This is a genomic window from Anaerolineae bacterium (assembly GCA_013178015.1).
GTDB lineage: Bacteria > Chloroflexota > Anaerolineae > DRVO01 > DRVO01 > Ch71.
In genome coordinates, this window is record JABLXR010000046.1 from 29,194 (window position 1) to 48,221 (window position 19,028).

The window sequence follows — 19,028 nt, forward strand, 5'->3', positions numbered from 1 at the left end:
TGTGGAGGACGCGCGGTGACCGTCTCCAGCAGAAGCCCTGGCCTGAGTCGCCCTCGGTGGTGGGGCCGTGTGGCCTGGGGGTATGGCATGGCCAGCCCCTGGATCATAGGTTTCCTCGTTTTCACCCTGGGGCCCATGATTGCCTCAGTCTACTTCAGCCTGAGCGAATACTCGGTGCTCAAGCCCGCCCGGTTCATTGGAGTCGAGAACTTTGCCAGGATGTTCTCCAACGACCCGCGGTACTGGATCAGCATCTACAACACAGCCTACTACACCGTCCTGCAGGTTCCCCTCGGCATCGTCGTCGCGTTGGCCATAGCCATCCTGCTCAATCAGGGCCTTAAGGGCGAGAACCTCTTCCGCACCGCCTACTACATGCCCTCTGTCGTCTCCGGCGTGGCCGTGTCCATGCTCTGGCTCTGGCTGTTCGATCCAACCCTTGGCCTCGTCAACGATGTCCTGGCTCGCCTGGGAATCAGCGGTCCGCGGTGGCTTCAGGATCCGGCGTGGTCCAAGCCAGCATTAGTGCTTATGAGCGTGTTCGGAATTGGCGGCACCATGGTGATCTTCCTGGCCGGCTTGCAGGGCATTCCTGAGTCGCTCTACGAGGCTGCCATGGTGGATGGGGCCAACTGGTGGCAGAAGACCCGTAACATCACCATCCCCATGATCACCCCCACCATCTTCTTCAACCTGGTGATGGGGTTCATTGGGTCGTTCCAGGTCTTTACCCAGGCCTACGTCATGACCAACGGGGGCCCGGTGAACTCGACCCTCTTCTACGTCCTCTATCTCTACCAGAACGCCTTCCGCTTCTTCAAGATGGGCTACGCTTCCGCCATGGCCTGGGTCCTCTTCTTCATCGTGCTGGCTCTGACACTGGTGCAGTTCCGCTTGGCGGGCCGGTGGGTGTACTACGAGGCAGCAGCGCCCACGGCCGGTCGCTAGCCCATGACGAGGCCGGTGCCTCACGGAGCGACCTCATGGTAACTAAGGCGAGTGACCCGGCCGCTGCGCACTCGCTCGACTTCTCTGTGATAGCCGCGCGAGCCAGCCGCCGGAGAAGGCAGCAGCTGCGCCTTGTGCGCGACGCCAGCCTATACATGGTGATGTCGGCGGGTAGCATAGCCTTCGTCATGCCCTTTGTGTGGATGCTGTCCACCTCTCTCAAAGCGGCAGAGCAAGTGTGGCAACAGCCTCCTGTCTGGATACCCTCCCCTGTAGTGTTTCAGAACTACGTCGACGCCGTGACGTCTGTTCCCACTCTCACGTACCTCAAGAACTCAGTGCTGATTGCGGCGCTCAGCATAGTCGGACTGGTCTTCTCTTCCTCGCTCGTGGCCTTCGCCTTCTCCAGGATCGAGTGGCCCGGCCGAGATGCCTGGTTCGGCATTCTGCTCTCGACCATGATGCTGCCCAGCCAGGTCACCATGATCCCCGTCTTCGTGCTCTTCTTCAGGCTAGGATGGGTCAACACACTCAAGCCCCTGATCGTCCCCTCGTTCTTCGGGAGCGCCTTCTACATCTTCCTGCTTCGCCAGTTCTTCATGGGCATTCCTCGAGAACTTGACGAGTCAGCCATCATTGACGGAGCCAATCCCCTAGTGATCTGGGGACGCATCATACTTCCCCTTTCGGGGCCGGCTCTGGCGGCCGTAGCCATCTTTTCGTTTGTGGGCAACTGGAACGATTTCATGGGCCCACTCATCTATCTGAACCGTACTGACAAGTGGACTCTACCTCTCGGATTGTTGGCTTTCCGTAACAAGTATGGAACTGAGTGGGCACAACTCATGGCTTACTCCACTCTGGTCATGCTACCTTGTCTACTGGTCTTCTTCTTCTTCCAGCGGTACTTCATCCAGGGCATCACTCTTACCGGCATAAAGGGATAGGAGCCCAGTCATTCACCACCTCCCTCAGGGCACCGAGCCCCCTCCCCGTGAGCCTGGGCGCTGCTCGGCCGGGCCTGCGCACTACATTGCGGTGGCAAGTGCACCCCTGGGTGCAGACACCGAGTCAGGGCCTCTTGCCACCAACCTCCACCCGCTCGCCGCGCCGGAGCCTGCTGGCGCGCCGGCCGCCCACGGCGGGGCTGCCGGTGGAGCGGTCGGCGACACGAGCGAAAACCTTGCCTCACCCCTGGGTGGGTCCTCCCCCAGCGCTACAGGCAACGCGCGTCAGTCGATGTATCACTGACTGCTCCTGCGCTCCCCAGGGTGCCCCGAGCGGCTACTGCCCGGATTCCTTCTGGCGACCCCCGAGGGCCCAGGTAGATCACACACTGCGGGCTCGTGATGCGGTGGGCGGGCGTGAGCCAAGTCCCCCTTCCGAGTTGGCGAAGCCTCTCAGTTGGCCCAGAGCATGCGCCCAGCGAAGCGAACGGGTGGGCCGCGCCTCCTCCCATCCCCCGGCGTGTGATGGCTCCCGAGGGGTTGTCTCGCCCACGCGCCAGACGCCACTGACACCAAGCTCCTGCGCATCAGGACGGCCGCTGCCGCACAGGACTCCTCGAGCCAGTGCCAGTCCCTGAGCGGGCCCTGTAGTCCCGTTCGGGGGCGGTCCTGCAGGCTACGGCACGGGCTTTGGCCTGGTGCACCATAGTGTAGGAGGATTCTCCCTCTAGACTCTGGGGCTACGGGTGCATGTCGCTGCCGCGATACATGTACTGCGGGGATGGCAACGCACGGGCGCCCAAGAAGCGACGGACTGGGGCCAGGGACCTGCGGTGATACCGGCAAGGGGCGATGCACAGCGGTAAGCCGTTGCCCCCGCCGGCCTCGGACTTGCCCAAGATTGGGGTACGCCGCGGACATCGGCAGCGGTTGTCAGATATGCGTACCGGTGGTATACTGGGTATGATATGGGACCTTTCCGCCCAGTCGGGCAGGTGAACGGCAGGCTGTAGCCGTTTACACCGTCCGGCCGAACTTGACCGGTATCACTAAGTTATGGAACACCGGGCGGGGGGTTATCGCCTATCTGACCACCAGGCTGCGGTTCGGGTCGTGAGCCCGCCCATCCTCACCACCCGGCAGCCCGTCCACGACGAAGTGGCTTCCACCGCAGAACCCCATCGCCCGGACACGAGCAGAGGCAGTTAGGCCAACGACAGGCCACCACGGCAGCGGAGCCGGCCGCCAACGAGGCTGTGTTCTGTCTCACCTTTGACACAAGCTTTGCTGGTCCGCGGTCTGGCAAGATCTGACCAGACCTGACAATCAGTTAGGTAATCGTTTGGGAGGATCGCTACATGGAACCGAAAACCATATCAGAGCTCACCATGAGCTCAGCGCTGCACAGCCCCTATGTAGTGACAGTCGGTACCTACCCGCCGCGGGAGTGCGGCATCGCCACTTTCACCCAAGACACGGTCATGAGCCTGCGCCAGTGGCCAGACCTCGTCGGCAAGTGCACCGTGTGTGCGGTGAACGACTGGCCCGCCTCGTATCGCTACGGTCCAGAGGTCCAGTTCACCATCGAGGACGCCCAGCGTCCCAGCTACCGAAACACAGCACGGCGCATCAACGCCTCCGGGGCCGATCTCGTATCCATCCAGCACGAGTATGGCATCTTCCGGGGCGACGATGGTGAGTACCTGCTGGACTTCGTGGACGCGCTCCGGGCACCGCTAGTAACCACCCTTCACACGGTACTCTCCCGCCCTGAAGGGCACTTCAAAGAGGTCACCAAGGCCATCATCAACTCCAGCGACGCCATCGTAGTCCTGGCTCAGAACGCGCGGCAGCTACTCGTGCGCACCTGCGGCGCTCCACCGAGCAAGATTCACTACATTCCCCACGGCATCCCCGATGTGGCGTGGTCGCCCCAGATTCTCCAGTTGCGCCAGGCAGAGATGGGGCTCTCAGGCCGGCTGGTAGTCTCCACGTTCGGGCTCATTGGTCCAGGCAAGGGAATCGAATATGCCCTGGACGCAGTCGCGTCGGTGGTCAGTGACCACCCCCAGCTTCTGTACTTGATCATCGGGCGCACCCATCCCACCATCGTGCGCAAGGAAGGAGAGGCCTACAGGCAGAAGCTTCTACAGCGATGCCACGAGCTCGGCATCGAGCACAACGTCGTCTTCGTCAATCGATATCTGACGCTCAGAGAACTCATCCTGTACCTGCAGGCTACCGATATCTATCTGATGCCCTACTTGGACCCGGAGCAGATCGTGAGTGGCACAATGGCGTACGCTGTGGGCGCCGGCAAGCCCACCATCGCTACTCCGTTTGCCTACGCTAGGGAGGTCTTGGCGGATGGGCGTGGCGTTGTGGTGCCTTTCCGCGACTCAGAGGCCATCGCCGAGGCTCTGACGGCGTTGGCTCAGGATGAGGATCACCGCCTGGACATGGCCGCTCGCGCCTATGCCTACACTCGCTCTTGGGTGTGGCGCGAAGTGGGCCGGCAATACGGCATGCTTTTCTCCAGCGTGCTGGAACGGACGGAGCTGGCTCCTCTGGCAGTCTCTAGAGCCACAGCCTAAGCCGGGGCCACCTGGCCCCGGCGGAAGGGGTACGCCGATCAATGTCCCAGCACGAACTGGCACGTAGCGGGCTCCCGGCCCTGCGACTTGACCATCTCCAGCGCATGACCGACACCACCGGCATGCTCCAGCACGCCTTCTATACTTCACCCGATCCGCTGCACGGCTACACCACCGACGACAACGCCCGCGCACTCATCGTAGCCCTGCAGTATTCCCTGGCGACCGGCTCAGAGGAAAGCCACGACCTGGTGTGGCGCTATCTTTCCTTCCTGCGCTACGCTCAGCGGCCCGACGGGCTGTTCCACAACTTCATGGCCTACGACCGGACCTGGATGGACGAGGTCGGCTCAGATGACTGCCAAGGCCGGGCGGTCTGGGCTCTGGGTTACGCTTTGGCAACCTCTCCCCAGAGCGGCATGAGCCGTTCGGCCGAGCTCCTCCTTGAGTGTGCCCTCCCTGGGCTAGATCGCGTGAGATCACCGAGGGGCCAGGCGCTGTGCCTCTTGGGCCTAAGCTGGGCCTGCCAAGTAGGCTACCAAGAGGGCCGCGTGCGAGATCTCATGGCCCGCTTTGCCGACAACCTGGTTCGCCTCTGGGAGGTCACCGCCGAGCCCGATTGGCTCTGGTTCGAGAACATCCTGGCCTACGACAACCCCAAACTCTGCGAAGGCCTACTCAACGCCTATGTCAGCCTGGGTGAGAACCGCTATTTCGAGATTGCACTGGAGAGTCTGGCATTCCTTCTCGGTGTGTACTTCGAGGGCGATATGCTGGATGTCATCGGGCAGGATGGTTGGTACCCCCGGGGCGGCCCCCGTGCCGTCTTCGACCAGCAACCGATAGAGGCACAAGCGATGGTGCAGGCCTGCGTCTCGGCCCATCAGGTCACCGGCGACGACATCTACCTGGAACATGGCTTCAACGCCTTCAGTTGGTTCCTCGGCGCCAACCGTCTCGGTCGCCCTCTCTACGACCCCACCAGCGGAGGCTGTTTCGACGGCCTCCATCCTGACCGAGTCAACGGCAATCAGGGAGCCGAGTCCACTCTGGCTTACCTTCTGTCGCGACTGGCCTTTGAGGTCCCGCTCGTCCCGCGCGCGTGTCGGTGGCAGCCGACCACCGAGGGCGTTCCCGTGCCACGGGGTAGCTCCGTTTTCTTGTGAACCTGGGCTAATACGTTTACAATGAACATACACGGGGGAAGGGGCCTCGCGGAGAGGCCCCTCTTCTTTGCAGTGTCACCGACCATGAGGAGGATAGCGACGGGCAAAGCGGACCTGCACGTCCACACCAACGCCAGTGATGGTGTGTCGACCGTGCGAGACGTGTTGGAAGCGGCCAGCATCGCTGGGCTGGACGTGGTCGCCGTTACCGACCATAACCGCGTGGATAGCGCACTACGTGCCGTTGAACTCGCCCCGCAGTTCGGTCTGGGCGTCATAGTGGGCGAGGAGGTGTCTACTCATCACGGACATCTTCTGGCCCTGTTTCTGAAGGAGCGCATCGCCCCGGGGAGGGGCCTGGCTGAGACCATCGCAGCGGTCCACGATCAGGGCGGCATCGCCGTCCTGGCGCATCCCTACGACCCCATATCGTTCGGAGCTTTGAATCCGTGGCGGAAGAGACTGACTGAAGAGCAGGTGATCGCGCTCGACTACGACGCAATGGAGGTATTCAACGCCTGCCTGCCGCGTCCCAGCGCCAACCTTCGCGCCCAGCAGCTTGTCACCCGCACCAGCGCCGCCAAGGTGGCCGGCAGCGATTCACACAGTGCCAACACCATTGGCTTGGGCGTCACTCTGTTCCCTGGCCATACCCCAGAAGACCTGCGCCAGGCCATCCTGGAACGCACCACGGTGCCGGTTGGCCAGCCCTGGTCTCTGCGTCAGTATGCTGAGCTCTTCGGAAGGCGGGAGCTAAGGTACGCCGGGGTGGCAGCTACGTACGCCCTTGGGCTCTGCGGCGCTGCGGTAGGCGTTGTGGCCCTCGCGGCCAGAAGCGGCGTCTCCCGGTTCCTCTAGCCGGGGGCCAGACCGCGATATCGCTGGGGCGCTCTCACGAGCGCCCCACCTGCACCTTGGCCTGCAGCCCCGCTTCCTCGCCGTAGGCTCCCGCATCCACCGCCCGGCGGATGCGGGCCGCCAGAGCGGTGAACTCCGGCGAGTATCGCGCTTGGCTCAGCCGAGGCCGCTCGAACGGCACTGGGAATACCCCCTTCACTCGCCCAGGACGATGGGAGAGAACGACCACCCGATCGGAGAGGAACACCGCCTCCTCAATGCTGTGAGTCACCATGATGACGGTAGTGGCGCTGGCTAGCCAGATCCTCTGCAGCTCGTCATTCATGCGCTCCCGAGAGAAGGCATCCAGGGCGACAAAGGGTTCATCCAGCAAAAGCAGGGCCGGCTGACTTACCAAGGCGCGGGCCAGCGCCACCCTCTGCTGCATCCCACCCGACAGCTCTCTCGGGTACGCTGACTCAAAGCCGCCGAGGCCGACAAGCTCGATCATCCGGTCTACCTGTCTGTGGCTCTCCTCGCTCCCCAGCCCTGCCAGCTCCAAGGGCAGACGGATGTTCCCTCTCACGGTGCGCCAGGGCATCAGAGCACCGCTCTGAAACACGAAGCCGATCCCCGCATGCCCGTCCGCCGGTATTTCAATGATGCCACCTGTCGGACGTGCTAGGCCTGCCACCAACCGCAACAGGGTGGTCTTTCCACAGCCCGACGGACCGACCAAGGTCACAAACTCACCAGACGCCACATCGAGGTCCACCCCGATCAGCGCTTCCAGCGGCCGCTCGCCCGGGCTGTAGGTGTAGGTAACGTTTCTCAGCCTGAGTGCCAGCTGGGGCAACTACTGCCCTCCTGGCACGAACCGGTTAGTGCACGCCTGCGCTGACTCCACCGGGGAGTCAATGAGCCCGGCGCGCAGCATAATGGCACTTGCCTCGTCCCAAGACTGCTGGTCCGATATGCCCGGCTCGTCGGTCCGCCACAGCTCCAGAGCGGCATCCAATACCGCTCGCTGGATCTCGCGGTTACCGCTGATCTCCGGAACCGCCCTCTCGGCGATGGCGAAGGCTTCGTCCGGATGGTCCAACGTGTAGCGCAGTCCCCTATCGAAGGCTCGCAGCAGCCGTTCCACCAGATCGGGTCGCTCGGCGATGGTAGCCTCGTTGGTGAGTATCCCGTTGGATGGCAAAGACGCGGCGTAGTCGGCTACCAGTATCTGATTCACCTCGACGCCGCTCTGCTCCAACTGCACCGGCTCATTCATGTAGTAGCAGACGGCGGCATCCACCTGGCCCGAGGTCAGCGCCGCCACCTGCGTGTAGCCGATGGCGACCAGGGTAACGTCCGTCTCGGCCAACCCAGCTGCCTCGGCCAGGGCCCGCCAGCCCACGTAGGACGCCCCGTGGAGGTGCGAGATGCCGATCGTCTTGCCCCGAAGATCCTCGGGCTTCTCAATTCCCTTCTCCTTGAGGGACACCACGGATACCGGGAAGCGGTTGTACCAGTCGTAGACGTACACCACAGGCACTCCGCGCGATCGGGCCAGTATCACCTGGTCGCCGCTCCCGATGGCAAACTGCAGCTCCCCTGCGCCCAACAGGCCGATGATGTCGGCTTCCATTCCGTAGTCCAGCTCCACCACCAGCTTTTCCTCCGAGAAGTATCCCTTCTCCAGAGCGACGTACATGGGTGTGAACTGGACGTTCGGGATGAACCCCATGGCGATCTTGACCCTCTCTTCCTGGACCTCCGCCTCCTCACTCACCGGCACGGGGGCCGACTGAGTGGAGGGAACGCACCCCCCCATCAGGACCAGCGCCGCTAGACCCAGCAGCAGTGCCACAGCCAACCTTCTCATGCCCTTAGTACCTCCATCTAAGCAGCTTACGCTCTAGCGCCAACACGGCCACGTACAGCGTCATCGCCATGGCCATGAGCACCATCAGAGCCACGAACATGAGCGGCGTGTCGAACAAGCCCTTTCCCGCGTTGACCAGGAAGCCCAGGCCGCGATCGGCACCAACGAACTCCCCCACCACGGCGCCCACCACCGCCAGAGTGACCGCCATCCGCAGCCCTCCCAGGAGGACCGGCAACGCCGCCGGCACTTCTAGCTTCAGGAAGACCTGCCAGCGATTGGCCCTCAGCACCGCCATCAGATCGCGCAGATCCTCCGGCACCGAGCGCAGCCCGACCATTGTGGACACCATCATGGGGAAGAACACCACCATGGCGCACACGGCGATCTTGCTGGTCACTCCGAATCCGAACCAAATCACCAGCAGAGGGGCCAAGGCCACCGTAGGGACCGATTGGGCTGCCACAATGTAGGGGCTAAGCACGCGCTCACACCACTCCCATGTGCCCAAGAGGTAACCCACCACCAGCGCGGCCGACACTCCCAGAGCCAACCCTGCTAGAACTTCCTGTGTTGTGACCCAGACGTGCAGCCAGAGACTGCCGTTGGCCACCACCAGTATGGCCTTCCGGAGCACCTCGGCCGGCCGTGGGACGATGTAAGAAGGATAGTCACCTAGGACCACCACGCCCTGCCAGGCAGCCAGAAGCCCGATGGCCACTGCTATCGTGGCCGCGCTCTGGGCCACCGCCACCCTCCTGCCGTTCCCGTTCACATCTGACTCCCACAAGCGCCAAAGAATACAGCCCCGCCTAACCAGCGGGGCTGCGCGTGAGCCGGGTGCGACGTTGCCTGTCGCACATCGCCCGACCTTCTCCCATCCGGACTGTACCGTCGGCTCTGGACTAGGCTCTCTATGAGCACGGCCGGGCCGCGCCCCTGTGGAACCGCACCAGATCAGCAATCGCTCGCGGGCTTGGCGCCTTAGCGCCTCACCGCCGGTCGGGAATCGGCGGACACTCCGCCTCACCCTGCCCCGAAGGTCATGCCCCCAGTATAGGAAGCCGCTGCAGCGCTGTCAACGTCGCGTCATCTGACATAAGGATTTCCCAGAGTTCTGTGGCAGGCCACCAGAGATGACTACCGGAGCCAGGCTGGGCGCTATCGGACACGGCGTCGCCTGTGTTGCATGCCTGCTGGCTGGCCGGTGGTGGTTCCTGGCCCGCGCCAGGTGGCAGCTCGCCCAACGCTGGCTCGGCTCTGACGTAGACCTACATCTGACAGGCTGTCAGAAGGCAACAGCTCAACACCGGGGACACCGATTTCGACCGGCAAGGCGCTCGGGGCCGCCGCTGTTCTCACACCAGAAAGGCCAGCGCCCACCCAATCCCCTTGCGGCTCTGGTCGGGTGCTGCCCGCGCCCACGTGTCCGCCACGCCTGGGAGCGCTGGCTCCCCAAGTGGGACTTGAGTGTCATCCCTTTCCCCCGCACCTGTTCGGAGAGCCGGCGAAGAAGCCACCTGCGTCCCTCCACCCAGTGCGACTGCCCCCTGAGCACACTCAGCGTCCCGATGGTGAACTCCTGCGTCAGTGAAGGAAGGCTTGTGCCGCGGCTCGCGGATGTCCCAGCGGCGATGACTTGCCGCCGTGCGCTCCTACGGTTCGACCCAAGCGCGGCCAGGGAACTGCCTTTTCTCCCCTGCTCGACTTGCCCGAGCTATCCCTTGCTGGTAAACTAGTGCAGATGAACGCAACCAATCGCGCGCTAAGTACGCATTCGGCGGGGGTTTCTCTCTAAGTGGAAGCACAAACGTCCAGAAGCCACGACGTAGCGCCCATTGATCTTGAGACATTACAGCCAGGTGATGAAGTAGCTGGCAGGATTGTCAAGATCAGCAAGATCGGGGCCATCCTCAACGTCGGTGGGTATCCTGCTCTCCTGCACATCTCCGAGATCACCGGCCCCAAGGCAGCGCGGGGGCCCAGGCTCCAGGAAGGTGACGAGGTCACCGTGTGGCTGAGTGAAGTTGATCGCGAGCGGAAGCGCTTGCTCGTCACCCGCACCAAGCCGCCCACCAACCCCATTGCCTCCCTTGAGCCCGGCAGCATGATCACGGGCAAGATCGTTCGCCTCACTAAGTTCGGTGCCTTCGTGGACATCGGTGCCGAAAAGGATGGCCTCATCCACATCAGTGAGCTCGCTCACACTCGCGTCGAGGACCCTGCGGACGTAGTTCAGGTCGGCGAGGAGGTGGAGGTCAAGATCCTAGCGGTAGACCGGGAGAAGGGCCAGGTGAGCCTGAGCCTCAAGGCCGCCACTCCCGAACCGGTGACTCGGTTCCAGAGCGCCCGCGATGACCGGCCCCTTCTCACCCCGATGGAGGCTGCCTGGAAGGAGGCCTTCTCGGAGGACGACGGAGGGCGGCGGAGCCGACCCCCCAAGCGCAAGCGCCGTCAGCGCGAGCGAGGCATGCCCAAGGGTGAGGAGCGGGACGACCTCTTCCTCCGTACCCTGCGCTACCGCAGATAGGCAGCCCCAGCAGCGGTTCGACAGACAGTGTGGCGGCGCTCTATGCCGAGCGCCGCTCTGGCTTTACTTCACCCCCGCCGGCGGCTCAACCCCTCTTGACCTGTATGTCTGCCATGGCCCGCGCCAGTTCGTCGGCGCCGAATGGCTTCGGCAACACCGGTTGACCGGCGCTGCGAAGAAACTCGCTGGTGTCAACGCTGGCCATGTCTCCGGTGACAAAGATCACCTTCGAAGCCTGCTCAGGCCGCTCGGTGCGCAGCTGTTCCCACAGAGCGATGCCGCTCATGCCGGGCATCCTGATGTCTGAGATGATCACGTCGTAGCGGCCCGACTCCAGCCGCTGCAGAGCCTCCACCGCGCTCCCCACTGATTCCACCTGACATCCCTTCTTGGTGAGCAATCGGTGGAGAACGGCGGCCACCGCCACCTCGTCCTCCACCACCAGCACCCGCGTGCCGGCGTAGATCTCGGGCGGGGGCTCCGCCGGCTTATCCACCGAGGCGACAACCTTCTGCACCGGAAGCTCGATTATGAAGGTGGCTCCGCCACCCGGGGGGCTGTCCACCCAGATGCGTCCCCCGTGCCCACTGACGATGCCGTAGCAGATGGACAGCCCCAGACCCGTGCCGACGCCGACCTCTTTCGTGGTGAAGAAGGGATCGAATATCCGCCCGGCGATCTCTGGTGCCACGCCCGGACCATCGTCCTCTATGGATATCCGGATCACATCGGGCCGAGCTAGCCGACTGGTGACCGTGATCTTGCCTCGATCCCTGATGCTCCTGATGGCTTGGTGCGCGTTCATGATCACGTTCAAGAACACTTGCTGGAGCTGAGAGCTATCCGCTGCCGTGAAGGGCAGATCGGGCTCGAGCTGCGTCTCTACCGTGATGTTGTCCACCCGAAGCTGGTAAGCCTGTATCTCGATGGTCTGGCGGATGATCTCGTTCACATCCACCATGCGCCTCTCAGTGCGCTGCCTTCTAGCGAACGTGAGCAGGTTGCGCACGATGCGGCGGGAGCGCTCGGCCGAGCGCAGTATGTTCTCCACGTCCTTGCGCGTCTGCTCATCGGCGAGCTCGGAGCGCAGAAGCTCAGCGTAGCCGATGACCGCAGTCAGAGGGTTGTTCAGTTCATGCGCCACACCACTCACCAACTCGCCCACCGCCGACAGCTTCTCGGCTTGGACTAGCTGGTCCTGCATCTCCTGAAGCTTGCGCATCTCTGCCCGCAGATGGTCGTAGAGGTCGGCATTCTCCATGCTGACCCCTATCTGCCCCGCCAGCGTGGCAGCGATCTCCAGATCCTCTCGGCTGAAGAGGGCATCCTTGAGCTTCTGGCCCAGCACGACAACGCCTCGCAGGGCCCCCTTGACCACCACCGGAGCCCAGAGGGCTAGACGCTCGTCGTCAAGTAGCTGCCGCTCCACCGGATCAAGAGCCACGCCTTGCAGTCTTTGCTGCAGCCCTTCTCTCCTCTGAGGCGAGCCATGGTCCACCAGGCTCCGAGCCAGGGCTCCATCCATGTCCAGCCCGGCGCCAGCATCCAGCACTGGGTTGGCCCAGCCTGCGCTCGCCTCCAGTGCCAGGTGCCCGCCATCCTTGCGAGTGCTCAGAAGCATGGCTCCTGCCAGGTTCATCCGCCGACACAGAGTCTGGACCACCACCGCGCCCAACTCGTCCCGGCCCACCGCCTGGGTCAGGTCGCGCGACATCTCCGACACCACGGACTGGAAGTCATATGCCTGGCCATAGAAGGCGTGATGCACCAGACGCCGGGACCCACTGATGACGGGTACGTTCATCACCGCCAGCAGCACTGCTCCCAGCACCATACCCCCCATGATGGCGCTCTCCCCACCGCCCGGCCAGGCCAGCCGGGTCACCCACACGCAGCATAGCATAGTGGAGACGAACACCAGACCGCTGATGACGGCGGCCGACACCGGTGGGAGGACCGTCTCTAACCCGTAGAAGCGACGCCGAGTGATGGCGAAGCCGTGGTACAACGGCAACACGGTGAGAAACAGGAGAGAGATCTCGGCCGACACAACCGCCCGGCCCATGAGGAACCGGGGGATCAAGTAGAGACCAAAGAGAGGCAGAACTGATACGACCAACCCGAGTAGTGAGATTCGAGTGGCGGATCTTGCGCTTGCGTCAACGGTGCGCCGGAAGGACTGCCAGACGATGCACACGCCCAAGGCCGCCGACCCCAGAAGCACCAGGAGACTGACCTGATAGGCGAGGTACCCATATCCCGAGCCGAGCAGATCCGGAGTCGGCAGGAGCAGCACCGGCACTAGCAGGATCGCCGCCACGCCGACGGAGGCCCACCGCACTGCTCTGACCCAGAACTCATCCCGGAATAGGGGGAAGCTGGAGGAGATGAACAAGACGCTCGGCACCAGAAGGACCAGACAAGCCTCGAAGCCTCGAATGGCCCATCCCAGCTGGGCCCCGGACAGGGACCCACAAGCAATGGCCCCCGCCAAGAGTTGGTAGAAGAGCGTGAACGAGAGCCCGGCCCGGGAACGCCGCTCGCCCACTGAGAAGGCCAGGCTCAAGACTGAGAAGAGCAGGGCTGTGCCTAGGTTGCTGAGCTTGAGGACGAGATCGCCCGCCGGGCGGGCGCCCAGCAGCATGGTCATCGTGGTGACCTCGCCCTGCCGTCGAACCGTTACCTCAACTGGATCCCCCACTTCCTCTGGGTAGAGGGGGAAGCGTTGCTCGGGCGGCACACCATTGAGCTCGAGGACCTCGTCTCCTATACGGATGCCGGCGCTGTGGGCAGGGCCGCCTTCGACGACTCGTACCACGGCAAACTGCGGCCCCATCCACTGCATGCCATCCCAAGGGGACTCGATCTGGTGCTGCAGACCAAGCGCCACCACTGCCAGCACCGGCAGCGCACCCAGGATACCCAGCCAGTCCAGTGTTCTGGGTACCACACCCCGAGTGAGCCTGAGGACGTATCCCCACATGGCGAGCCGGGTCAGGCGCAGAGGGTGTCGCCCCCGGCCGGGTCGAGCCGGTCAAGCACTCCGGCCAGCGCCCGCACTCCGGGCGACGATGACAGCAGCACAGAAGAGGAAAGCAGACTGCGAGCGCGCAGTGCCCCGGCCGAGGCCCGAATGGACAGATACCTCATGGCGCCCATGCCTTCCAGAAGCAGACACAGGGACTCAGCGGCTTCGGAGTCACCATTGCCGGCCGCAGCGGCCAGAGAGGTAAGAGACTGCACCTCTTCCTCGTTGCCCACGGAGAGACCGTAGGCCAGCGGGAGCGCCACCGAGCGAATGTCGCCCACGTCCCGTGCTCGTAGCCCCAGTGCATCATCCATCAATTGCACCGTCTCGCCGATGCACTGACCCAGCTCCGTCAGGACCTCCACTGCCTCCGCGCTCGCGCCCCCAGAGATCGCGCCAGCGCGACAGGCAAGAGCGAAGGGACGGGCGCCTTTCTTCTGCAGCACTTCCCACGCCCAGGGCAGCACCTTCTCGCCCTCTGGCGGGGGCTGCATCCCCAACTCCTGCCCTGCGGCTACCTCGAGGCTGTATCGGTAGAACTCGGCCGCCAGAGAGACCCTAGTGGAGGACTGGCCATCAGCGCCAGAGCCAGCCAGGCACCCCTGGGCGGCGAACACCAGGCTGGTCGCCGTGTTCAGGATGCTGGGGGTAGAGACAGCGGAACCCAGGATGCTGGGATCGCCGTCCTGGAGGTCATCCAACAGCTTGGCTGCTAGGTAGAGGCCACACCAAGCAGCAGCGACATCAAGGGTAAGGCGACTTGCGCCGCCGACAGCCTCGGCCGCCCAGACGGGCAGCAACACCGGGAAGTCACGGGTAATGGCTCGCCCCCACGCCCGCCTGACCAACTGACCGAGGCGGCCCCGGGGAAGTGGAGAGACGGGCTCGATCGCCTCTTGGAGGCGGTCGCACACCTCCTGCCTCGTCAATGCGGCCTCCTCCTTGATCACTCGGCCGGTCACACAGGAGCATCCGTCGGCCAGAACCGGCGTCCCGCTGCTCGCCCCCTGCTCACCGAATACAGAGTGATACAGGCCGGCAGATCAGCCCGTCTTCTCACCGGCCGCCACCGGCCCTGGTGTTGCCTTCTGGGCTACTCCACTGGGGCAGTCTCTTCCGCGGGAGAGGCGCCGTTACTGCCCACCAGCCCTTTCCACTCTCCGTGTAAGCCTTCCTCGGTGACGCCGTAATAGTAGTGAGTCGCCCCCGATTCGTCCAGCTGAGTCAGGTTGTACTTGGTCCGGTTACCGCGCTTGTACGACTTCCACAGCCCCAGATCGCCCTCCCACTTTACGGGCGGCTGCTGCCGGGACGCCTTCTCATGCTCCTTGATGGCATAGCGCCACAGGCGTCGAGCGGACTCCTTGGTCACGTCGCGCACCACGCTACGATTGCGCAAGTCTCGCAGAGCGTGATACCGGATCCCCTTGCGCTCCTCCGTGCTCACCACCTCCACGCCAGTACGCGGAGGGGCCACTCGGAACGACGCCGCCTCGCGCGCGCCCGAACCATTGCCGCTGTCATCGCCGCCCTGGGCCTCACCTGACTGACGGGAGATGATCTGCACGATCTCGTCCCGTACAGCCAGGCTGGTCTCCGTCTCCTGCCGCACGTAGATCTTGCTCCCCTCCAGCGTGTACGGCTTGGACGGCCCGTTGGGCACCGACACTCGAAGCACGGTCTTGCCCTTCGTCTTCATGGGCGTGATGGCCACCTCCAGCGACGGCGTTATCCGGCGCTGGATGTCGGCCTTCAGCGTGGCCATCGCCTCCTCGACCCGGTCCACCCCTTTCACTGGAGCAGAAGGACGGCCCGAGACGCCCACGTAGGTGGTGCCGCCGTTCGTGTTGGCGAAGGCCACCACGTCGCGGAGGATGGCATGCAGCCTCCCCCCGCGTCGGCTCATGCTCTCGTGGAACGATTGCACGATGCTGGGGCCGGCCTCACGAGCAGCCTGCACGTAGTCGAAGGGCTCGCGCGCGGCCCGGTAGGGCCGCATGCGGGCGAAGTCCTCGCTCTCGAACACCTGCTTCAGTGCCTCGAAACTCACTTCAGGCAGGAGCACCTCCATGGCCCGCCCACCGACTCCAAACTGCGACCGGTCGGTAGGGTCGTCGTCCAACCGATGCGCGTCGGACCCCTGCACTATGTGCATGCGCCTGGGATACTCAGGACGCGAGCCATCGAAGAACTCGGCAGTGCGGTGACGACGGCCGCTCTCGAGATCCGTAACCTCAAGCGCATGCAAGTTCCGATCCTGGGTGAAGGCAATCTTCGTCTGGCCGCCGAAGTTCAGCCCCTGCAGCGCCACCCCATGCGTGGAGTTCGCATGCGCGGCAATGACGATGCCGCCAGCCTCCCTCAGCATCCGGTAGGCGGTGAGCACGTCTACCGTCGCGCCCACCTCTCCGGTGCCCTCATCCAACCGGGCGGAGGGCACGCCCATGTTCAGCAACAGGTGCTCCAGGTCCCGGACCGTGGTCTCTCTAGAGAAGATCCCCAGAATGTGGAACCCAAAGGTAGCCGTGAACTCCACCCCCGGAAGCACCAGAATCTTGCGCATTAGGCGTCGGTACTCCTGGAGGTGGTCCCTCTCCGGGCCCTGGAGCCGGTCCAGGCTTTCCAGCAGCTCCAGGTCCCGGATCTCGCTTAGCAATTCCGCGTAGCCACGCACGGTGTTGTGATCCGCGATGGCCAGTATGTCGAGCCTCTTCTCCTCTGCTTTCCTCAGGATATCGAGGTAGCTCACCTCGGCCTGTCGGTAGCATTCCGAGGCCGGGGTGTGCACGTGCAAATCAAACCTATACCAATCCATTCTCTCCTTCTTCAAACCTCACCGAAGACCCTTCCGCCACGGTGGTGCCGGCTGGCTCTTCCTCGGTCTCAACCTCAAGTGAGAGCGCCGTTCGTAGTGCGTCTTCCACCCGGTCTACCAGGACGAAGCGCATGTCGTCACGTACGCTCTCGGGAATGTCATCTAAGTCTCTCTCATTGCGCGCCGGCAGCACCACCGTGCTCAGCCCGGCTCTGTGTGCCGCCAGCACCTTCTGCTTGATGCCGCCCACCGGCAGCACCTGCCCCCGTAGGGTCACCTCTCCGGTCATCGCCACGTCGCTGCTGACTGGCTTGCCCGTAAACAAGGAGACCAGGGCGGCCGTCATGGTGATCCCCGCAGACGGACCGTCTTTCGGTACGGCGCCAGCCGGCACATGTATGTGAATGTCGCTCTGGCGCAGGGAGTCCTGGTCTATCCCCAGGTCGCGAGCTCGCGACCGGACGTAAGTCAGCGCCGCTTGCGCCGACTCGCGCATCACTTCCCCCAACTGACCCGTGAGCGTCAATCGCCCCTCGCCAGGCATGCGCGCCGCCTCGATAAAGGTTATGTCACCTCCGGCCGCGGTGATCACCAGCCCCGTGGCCACGCCGGGGATCTGCGTGCGCTCTGCTACCTCCTGGTAGTACACTGGCTTGCCGAGATACTCGGGGACGTCCTCTGCCTCGATCAGCACCTGCCCGGTTAGCTCTCCGGCGCCTGCGCGCACTGCTACCCGCCGGGCGATGGCGCCGATCCTTCGCTCCAGCTCACGCACCCCTGCCTCACGCGTATACTGCCGCACGATGCGCCGCAGAGCAGCCTCAGTGAAGTCCAGCTCTTCGGGCCGAAGCCCATTCTCAGCGATCTGCCGCCTTACCAGATACTGGCGCGCGATCTGGATCTTCTCCTCCTCCGTGTACCCATCGAGCTCCAGGATCTCCATCCGGTCTCGCAGCGGCTCCGGGATCGGCTCCAACAGGTTGGCGGTGGTGATGAACAGGACCTGCGACAGATCGAAAGGCACGTCCAAGTAGTTGTCCCGGAACTCTACGTTCTGCTCCGGGTCCAGCACTTCCAGCAGCGCCGAGGCCGGGTCGCCCCGGAAATCGCGCCCTAGCTTGTCCACCTCATCCAACATCATGACCGGGTTCCGGGTGCCCACCCGCCGTATGGCTTGGATGATGCGCCCCGGCATCGCCCCAATGTACGTGCGCCGATGACCGCGAATCTCCGCTTCGTCGTGCAGCCCACCCAGAGAGGTACGGGTGAACTGGCGCCCCATGGCTCGAGCGATGGAACGCCCCAGCGATGTCTTGCCCACCCCAGGGGGTCCCACGAAGCACAGTATGGCGCCCTCACGTTCCCGCCTGATGTAGTCTCGTCTCTCCTCTTCTGCCTCTCCCTCCCGCCGACGCTCCGCCCGTAGCTTGCGGACCGCTAGGTACTCGATGATCCGCTCCTTGATCTTGTCCAGATCGTAGTGATCCTCGTCCAGCACAGTCCGGGCATGCTCCAGGTCCAGCCGGTCTTCGGTAACCACCGACCAGGGCAAACTAGCCAGCCATTCCAGGTAGGTGCGGATGACACCGTACTCGGCTGCTGCCGGTGGCAGAGTCGCTAGACGCCCGAGCTCTCTCTCCGCTTCCCGCCTTGCCTCCTCTGGCAGGCCTGCCCTCTCAATCTGCTCCCGCAGACGAGCAACCTCCGCCGTCTGCTCGTCCGTCTCCCCCAGTTCGCGCTGAATGGCCTTCAGCTGCTGCCGCAGGAAGTACTCCCGCTGGGTCTTCTCCATCTCCGACATGGCCTCGGACTGGATCTTGCGGCCTAGCTCAAGGACCTCCAGCTCGCTACTAAGCACCTCGGTCAGGCGGCGAAGTTTCTCCTTGACACTGTCCATCTCCAGGATAGCCTGGGCCTCGGCTGGCTGCATCTGGGTGCTTGTGGCCACCAGGTAGGCCAGCTGCCGATTATCATCCAGGTTCATGGCCGCGACCGACAGCTCGTCGGGCAAGTACGGCACCATAGACACCAAGCGCTGGAACTGAGAGACGATGTTGCGGGCCAGAGCCCTCGTCTCCACATCGTCCTCTACCTGTTCGGGCAATGCCTCGACCCGGGCCCTCGGGTACGGTTCCAGGCTCAAGAACTCGACGATCCGGAATCGCTCCAACGCCTGAACCATCAGCCGCAGGCTGCCATCTGGCTGACGCACCATCCGATGCACCACGATGGTCGTTCCCACGCGATACAGGTCGTTCTCGGCCAGCCCCCTCTCTTCATCCCCCTCCCC

General features: G+C 63.7%; 13 protein-coding genes and 1 riboswitch. Of the genes, 6 read left to right on the forward strand and 7 right to left on the reverse strand.

All coding sequences use genetic code 11. From position 1 onward, the window contains the following. Positions 1-87 precede the first annotated feature (87 nt). The 5 genes from HPY83_15845 to HPY83_15865 all read left to right on the forward strand — a co-directional run bounded on the left by HPY83_15845 (position 88) and on the right by HPY83_15865 (position 6,513). Positions 88-948, forward strand: a complete 861-nt coding sequence (locus tag HPY83_15845; GenBank protein ID NPV09418.1) for a sugar ABC transporter permease — start codon at positions 88-90, stop codon at positions 946-948. A 35-nt stretch (positions 949-983) separates the two neighbouring features. Next, on the forward strand, positions 984-1,895 hold the full coding sequence (locus tag HPY83_15850; protein ID NPV09419.1) for a carbohydrate ABC transporter permease: 912 nt from the start codon (positions 984-986) through the stop codon (positions 1,893-1,895). A gap of 1,358 nt (positions 1,896-3,253) precedes the next feature. Then, positions 3,254-4,489 carry a glycosyltransferase gene (locus HPY83_15855; GenBank protein ID NPV09420.1) on the forward strand — a complete coding sequence of 412 codons (1,236 nt, stop codon included), beginning with the start codon at positions 3,254-3,256 and terminating at the stop codon, positions 4,487-4,489. Positions 4,490-4,530: 41 nt separating this feature from the next. Next, the gene (locus HPY83_15860; GenBank protein NPV09421.1) at positions 4,531-5,655 is read left to right on the forward strand and encodes a hypothetical protein; all 1,125 of its coding nucleotides are present in this window, start codon (positions 4,531-4,533) and stop codon (positions 5,653-5,655) included. An 84-nt stretch (positions 5,656-5,739) separates the two neighbouring features. Beyond that, positions 5,740-6,513, forward strand: a complete 774-nt coding sequence (locus HPY83_15865) for a CehA/McbA family metallohydrolase (protein ID NPV09422.1) — start codon at positions 5,740-5,742, stop codon at positions 6,511-6,513. Positions 6,514-6,547: 34 nt separating this feature from the next. Here HPY83_15865 and HPY83_15870 read toward each other — a convergent pair whose 3' ends face one another. Genes HPY83_15870 through HPY83_15880 form a run of 3 tightly spaced genes read right to left on the reverse strand, consistent with a single transcriptional unit; the run spans position 6,548 to position 9,113 of the window. Next, positions 6,548-7,348: an ABC transporter ATP-binding protein gene (locus tag HPY83_15870; protein NPV09423.1), complete on the reverse strand. Its 801-nt coding sequence runs from the start codon at positions 7,346-7,348 to the stop codon at positions 6,548-6,550. Then, the gene (locus tag HPY83_15875; protein ID NPV09424.1) at positions 7,349-8,365 is read right to left on the reverse strand and encodes an ABC transporter substrate-binding protein; all 1,017 of its coding nucleotides are present in this window, start codon (positions 8,363-8,365) and stop codon (positions 7,349-7,351) included. It lies immediately after the preceding gene. A 4-nt stretch (positions 8,366-8,369) separates the two neighbouring features. Continuing rightward, positions 8,370-9,113, reverse strand: a complete 744-nt coding sequence (locus tag HPY83_15880; protein ID NPV09425.1) for an ABC transporter permease — start codon at positions 9,111-9,113, stop codon at positions 8,370-8,372. Positions 9,114-9,230: 117 nt separating this feature from the next. Next, positions 9,231-9,413: riboswitch (FMN riboswitch) on the reverse strand. A gap of 750 nt (positions 9,414-10,163) precedes the next feature. Between HPY83_15880 and HPY83_15885 the strand changes: the two genes are divergently transcribed. After that, a complete protein-coding gene (locus tag HPY83_15885) occupies positions 10,164-10,895 on the forward strand; it encodes a S1 RNA-binding domain-containing protein (GenBank protein NPV09426.1) in 732 nt (243 codons plus the stop codon). An 85-nt stretch (positions 10,896-10,980) separates the two neighbouring features. Here HPY83_15885 and HPY83_15890 read toward each other — a convergent pair whose 3' ends face one another. The 4 genes from HPY83_15890 to lon all read right to left on the reverse strand — a co-directional run. Further along, entirely contained in the window at positions 10,981-13,845 is a 2,865-nt protein-coding gene (locus tag HPY83_15890) for a response regulator (GenBank protein NPV09427.1), read from the reverse strand. A 44-nt stretch (positions 13,846-13,889) separates the two neighbouring features. Next, positions 13,890-14,852, reverse strand: coding sequence for a hypothetical protein (locus tag HPY83_15895; GenBank protein ID NPV09428.1), 963 nt, complete (start codon positions 14,850-14,852; stop codon positions 13,890-13,892). A gap of 164 nt (positions 14,853-15,016) precedes the next feature. Next, entirely contained in the window at positions 15,017-16,738 is a 1,722-nt protein-coding gene (locus HPY83_15900; GenBank protein ID NPV09429.1) for a transcriptional regulator, read from the reverse strand. Beyond that, a partial coding sequence (lon, locus tag HPY83_15905; protein ID NPV09430.1) for an endopeptidase La occupies positions 16,725-19,028 on the reverse strand: 2,304 nt, incomplete at its 5' end. The genes lon and HPY83_15900, both read right to left, overlap by 14 nt.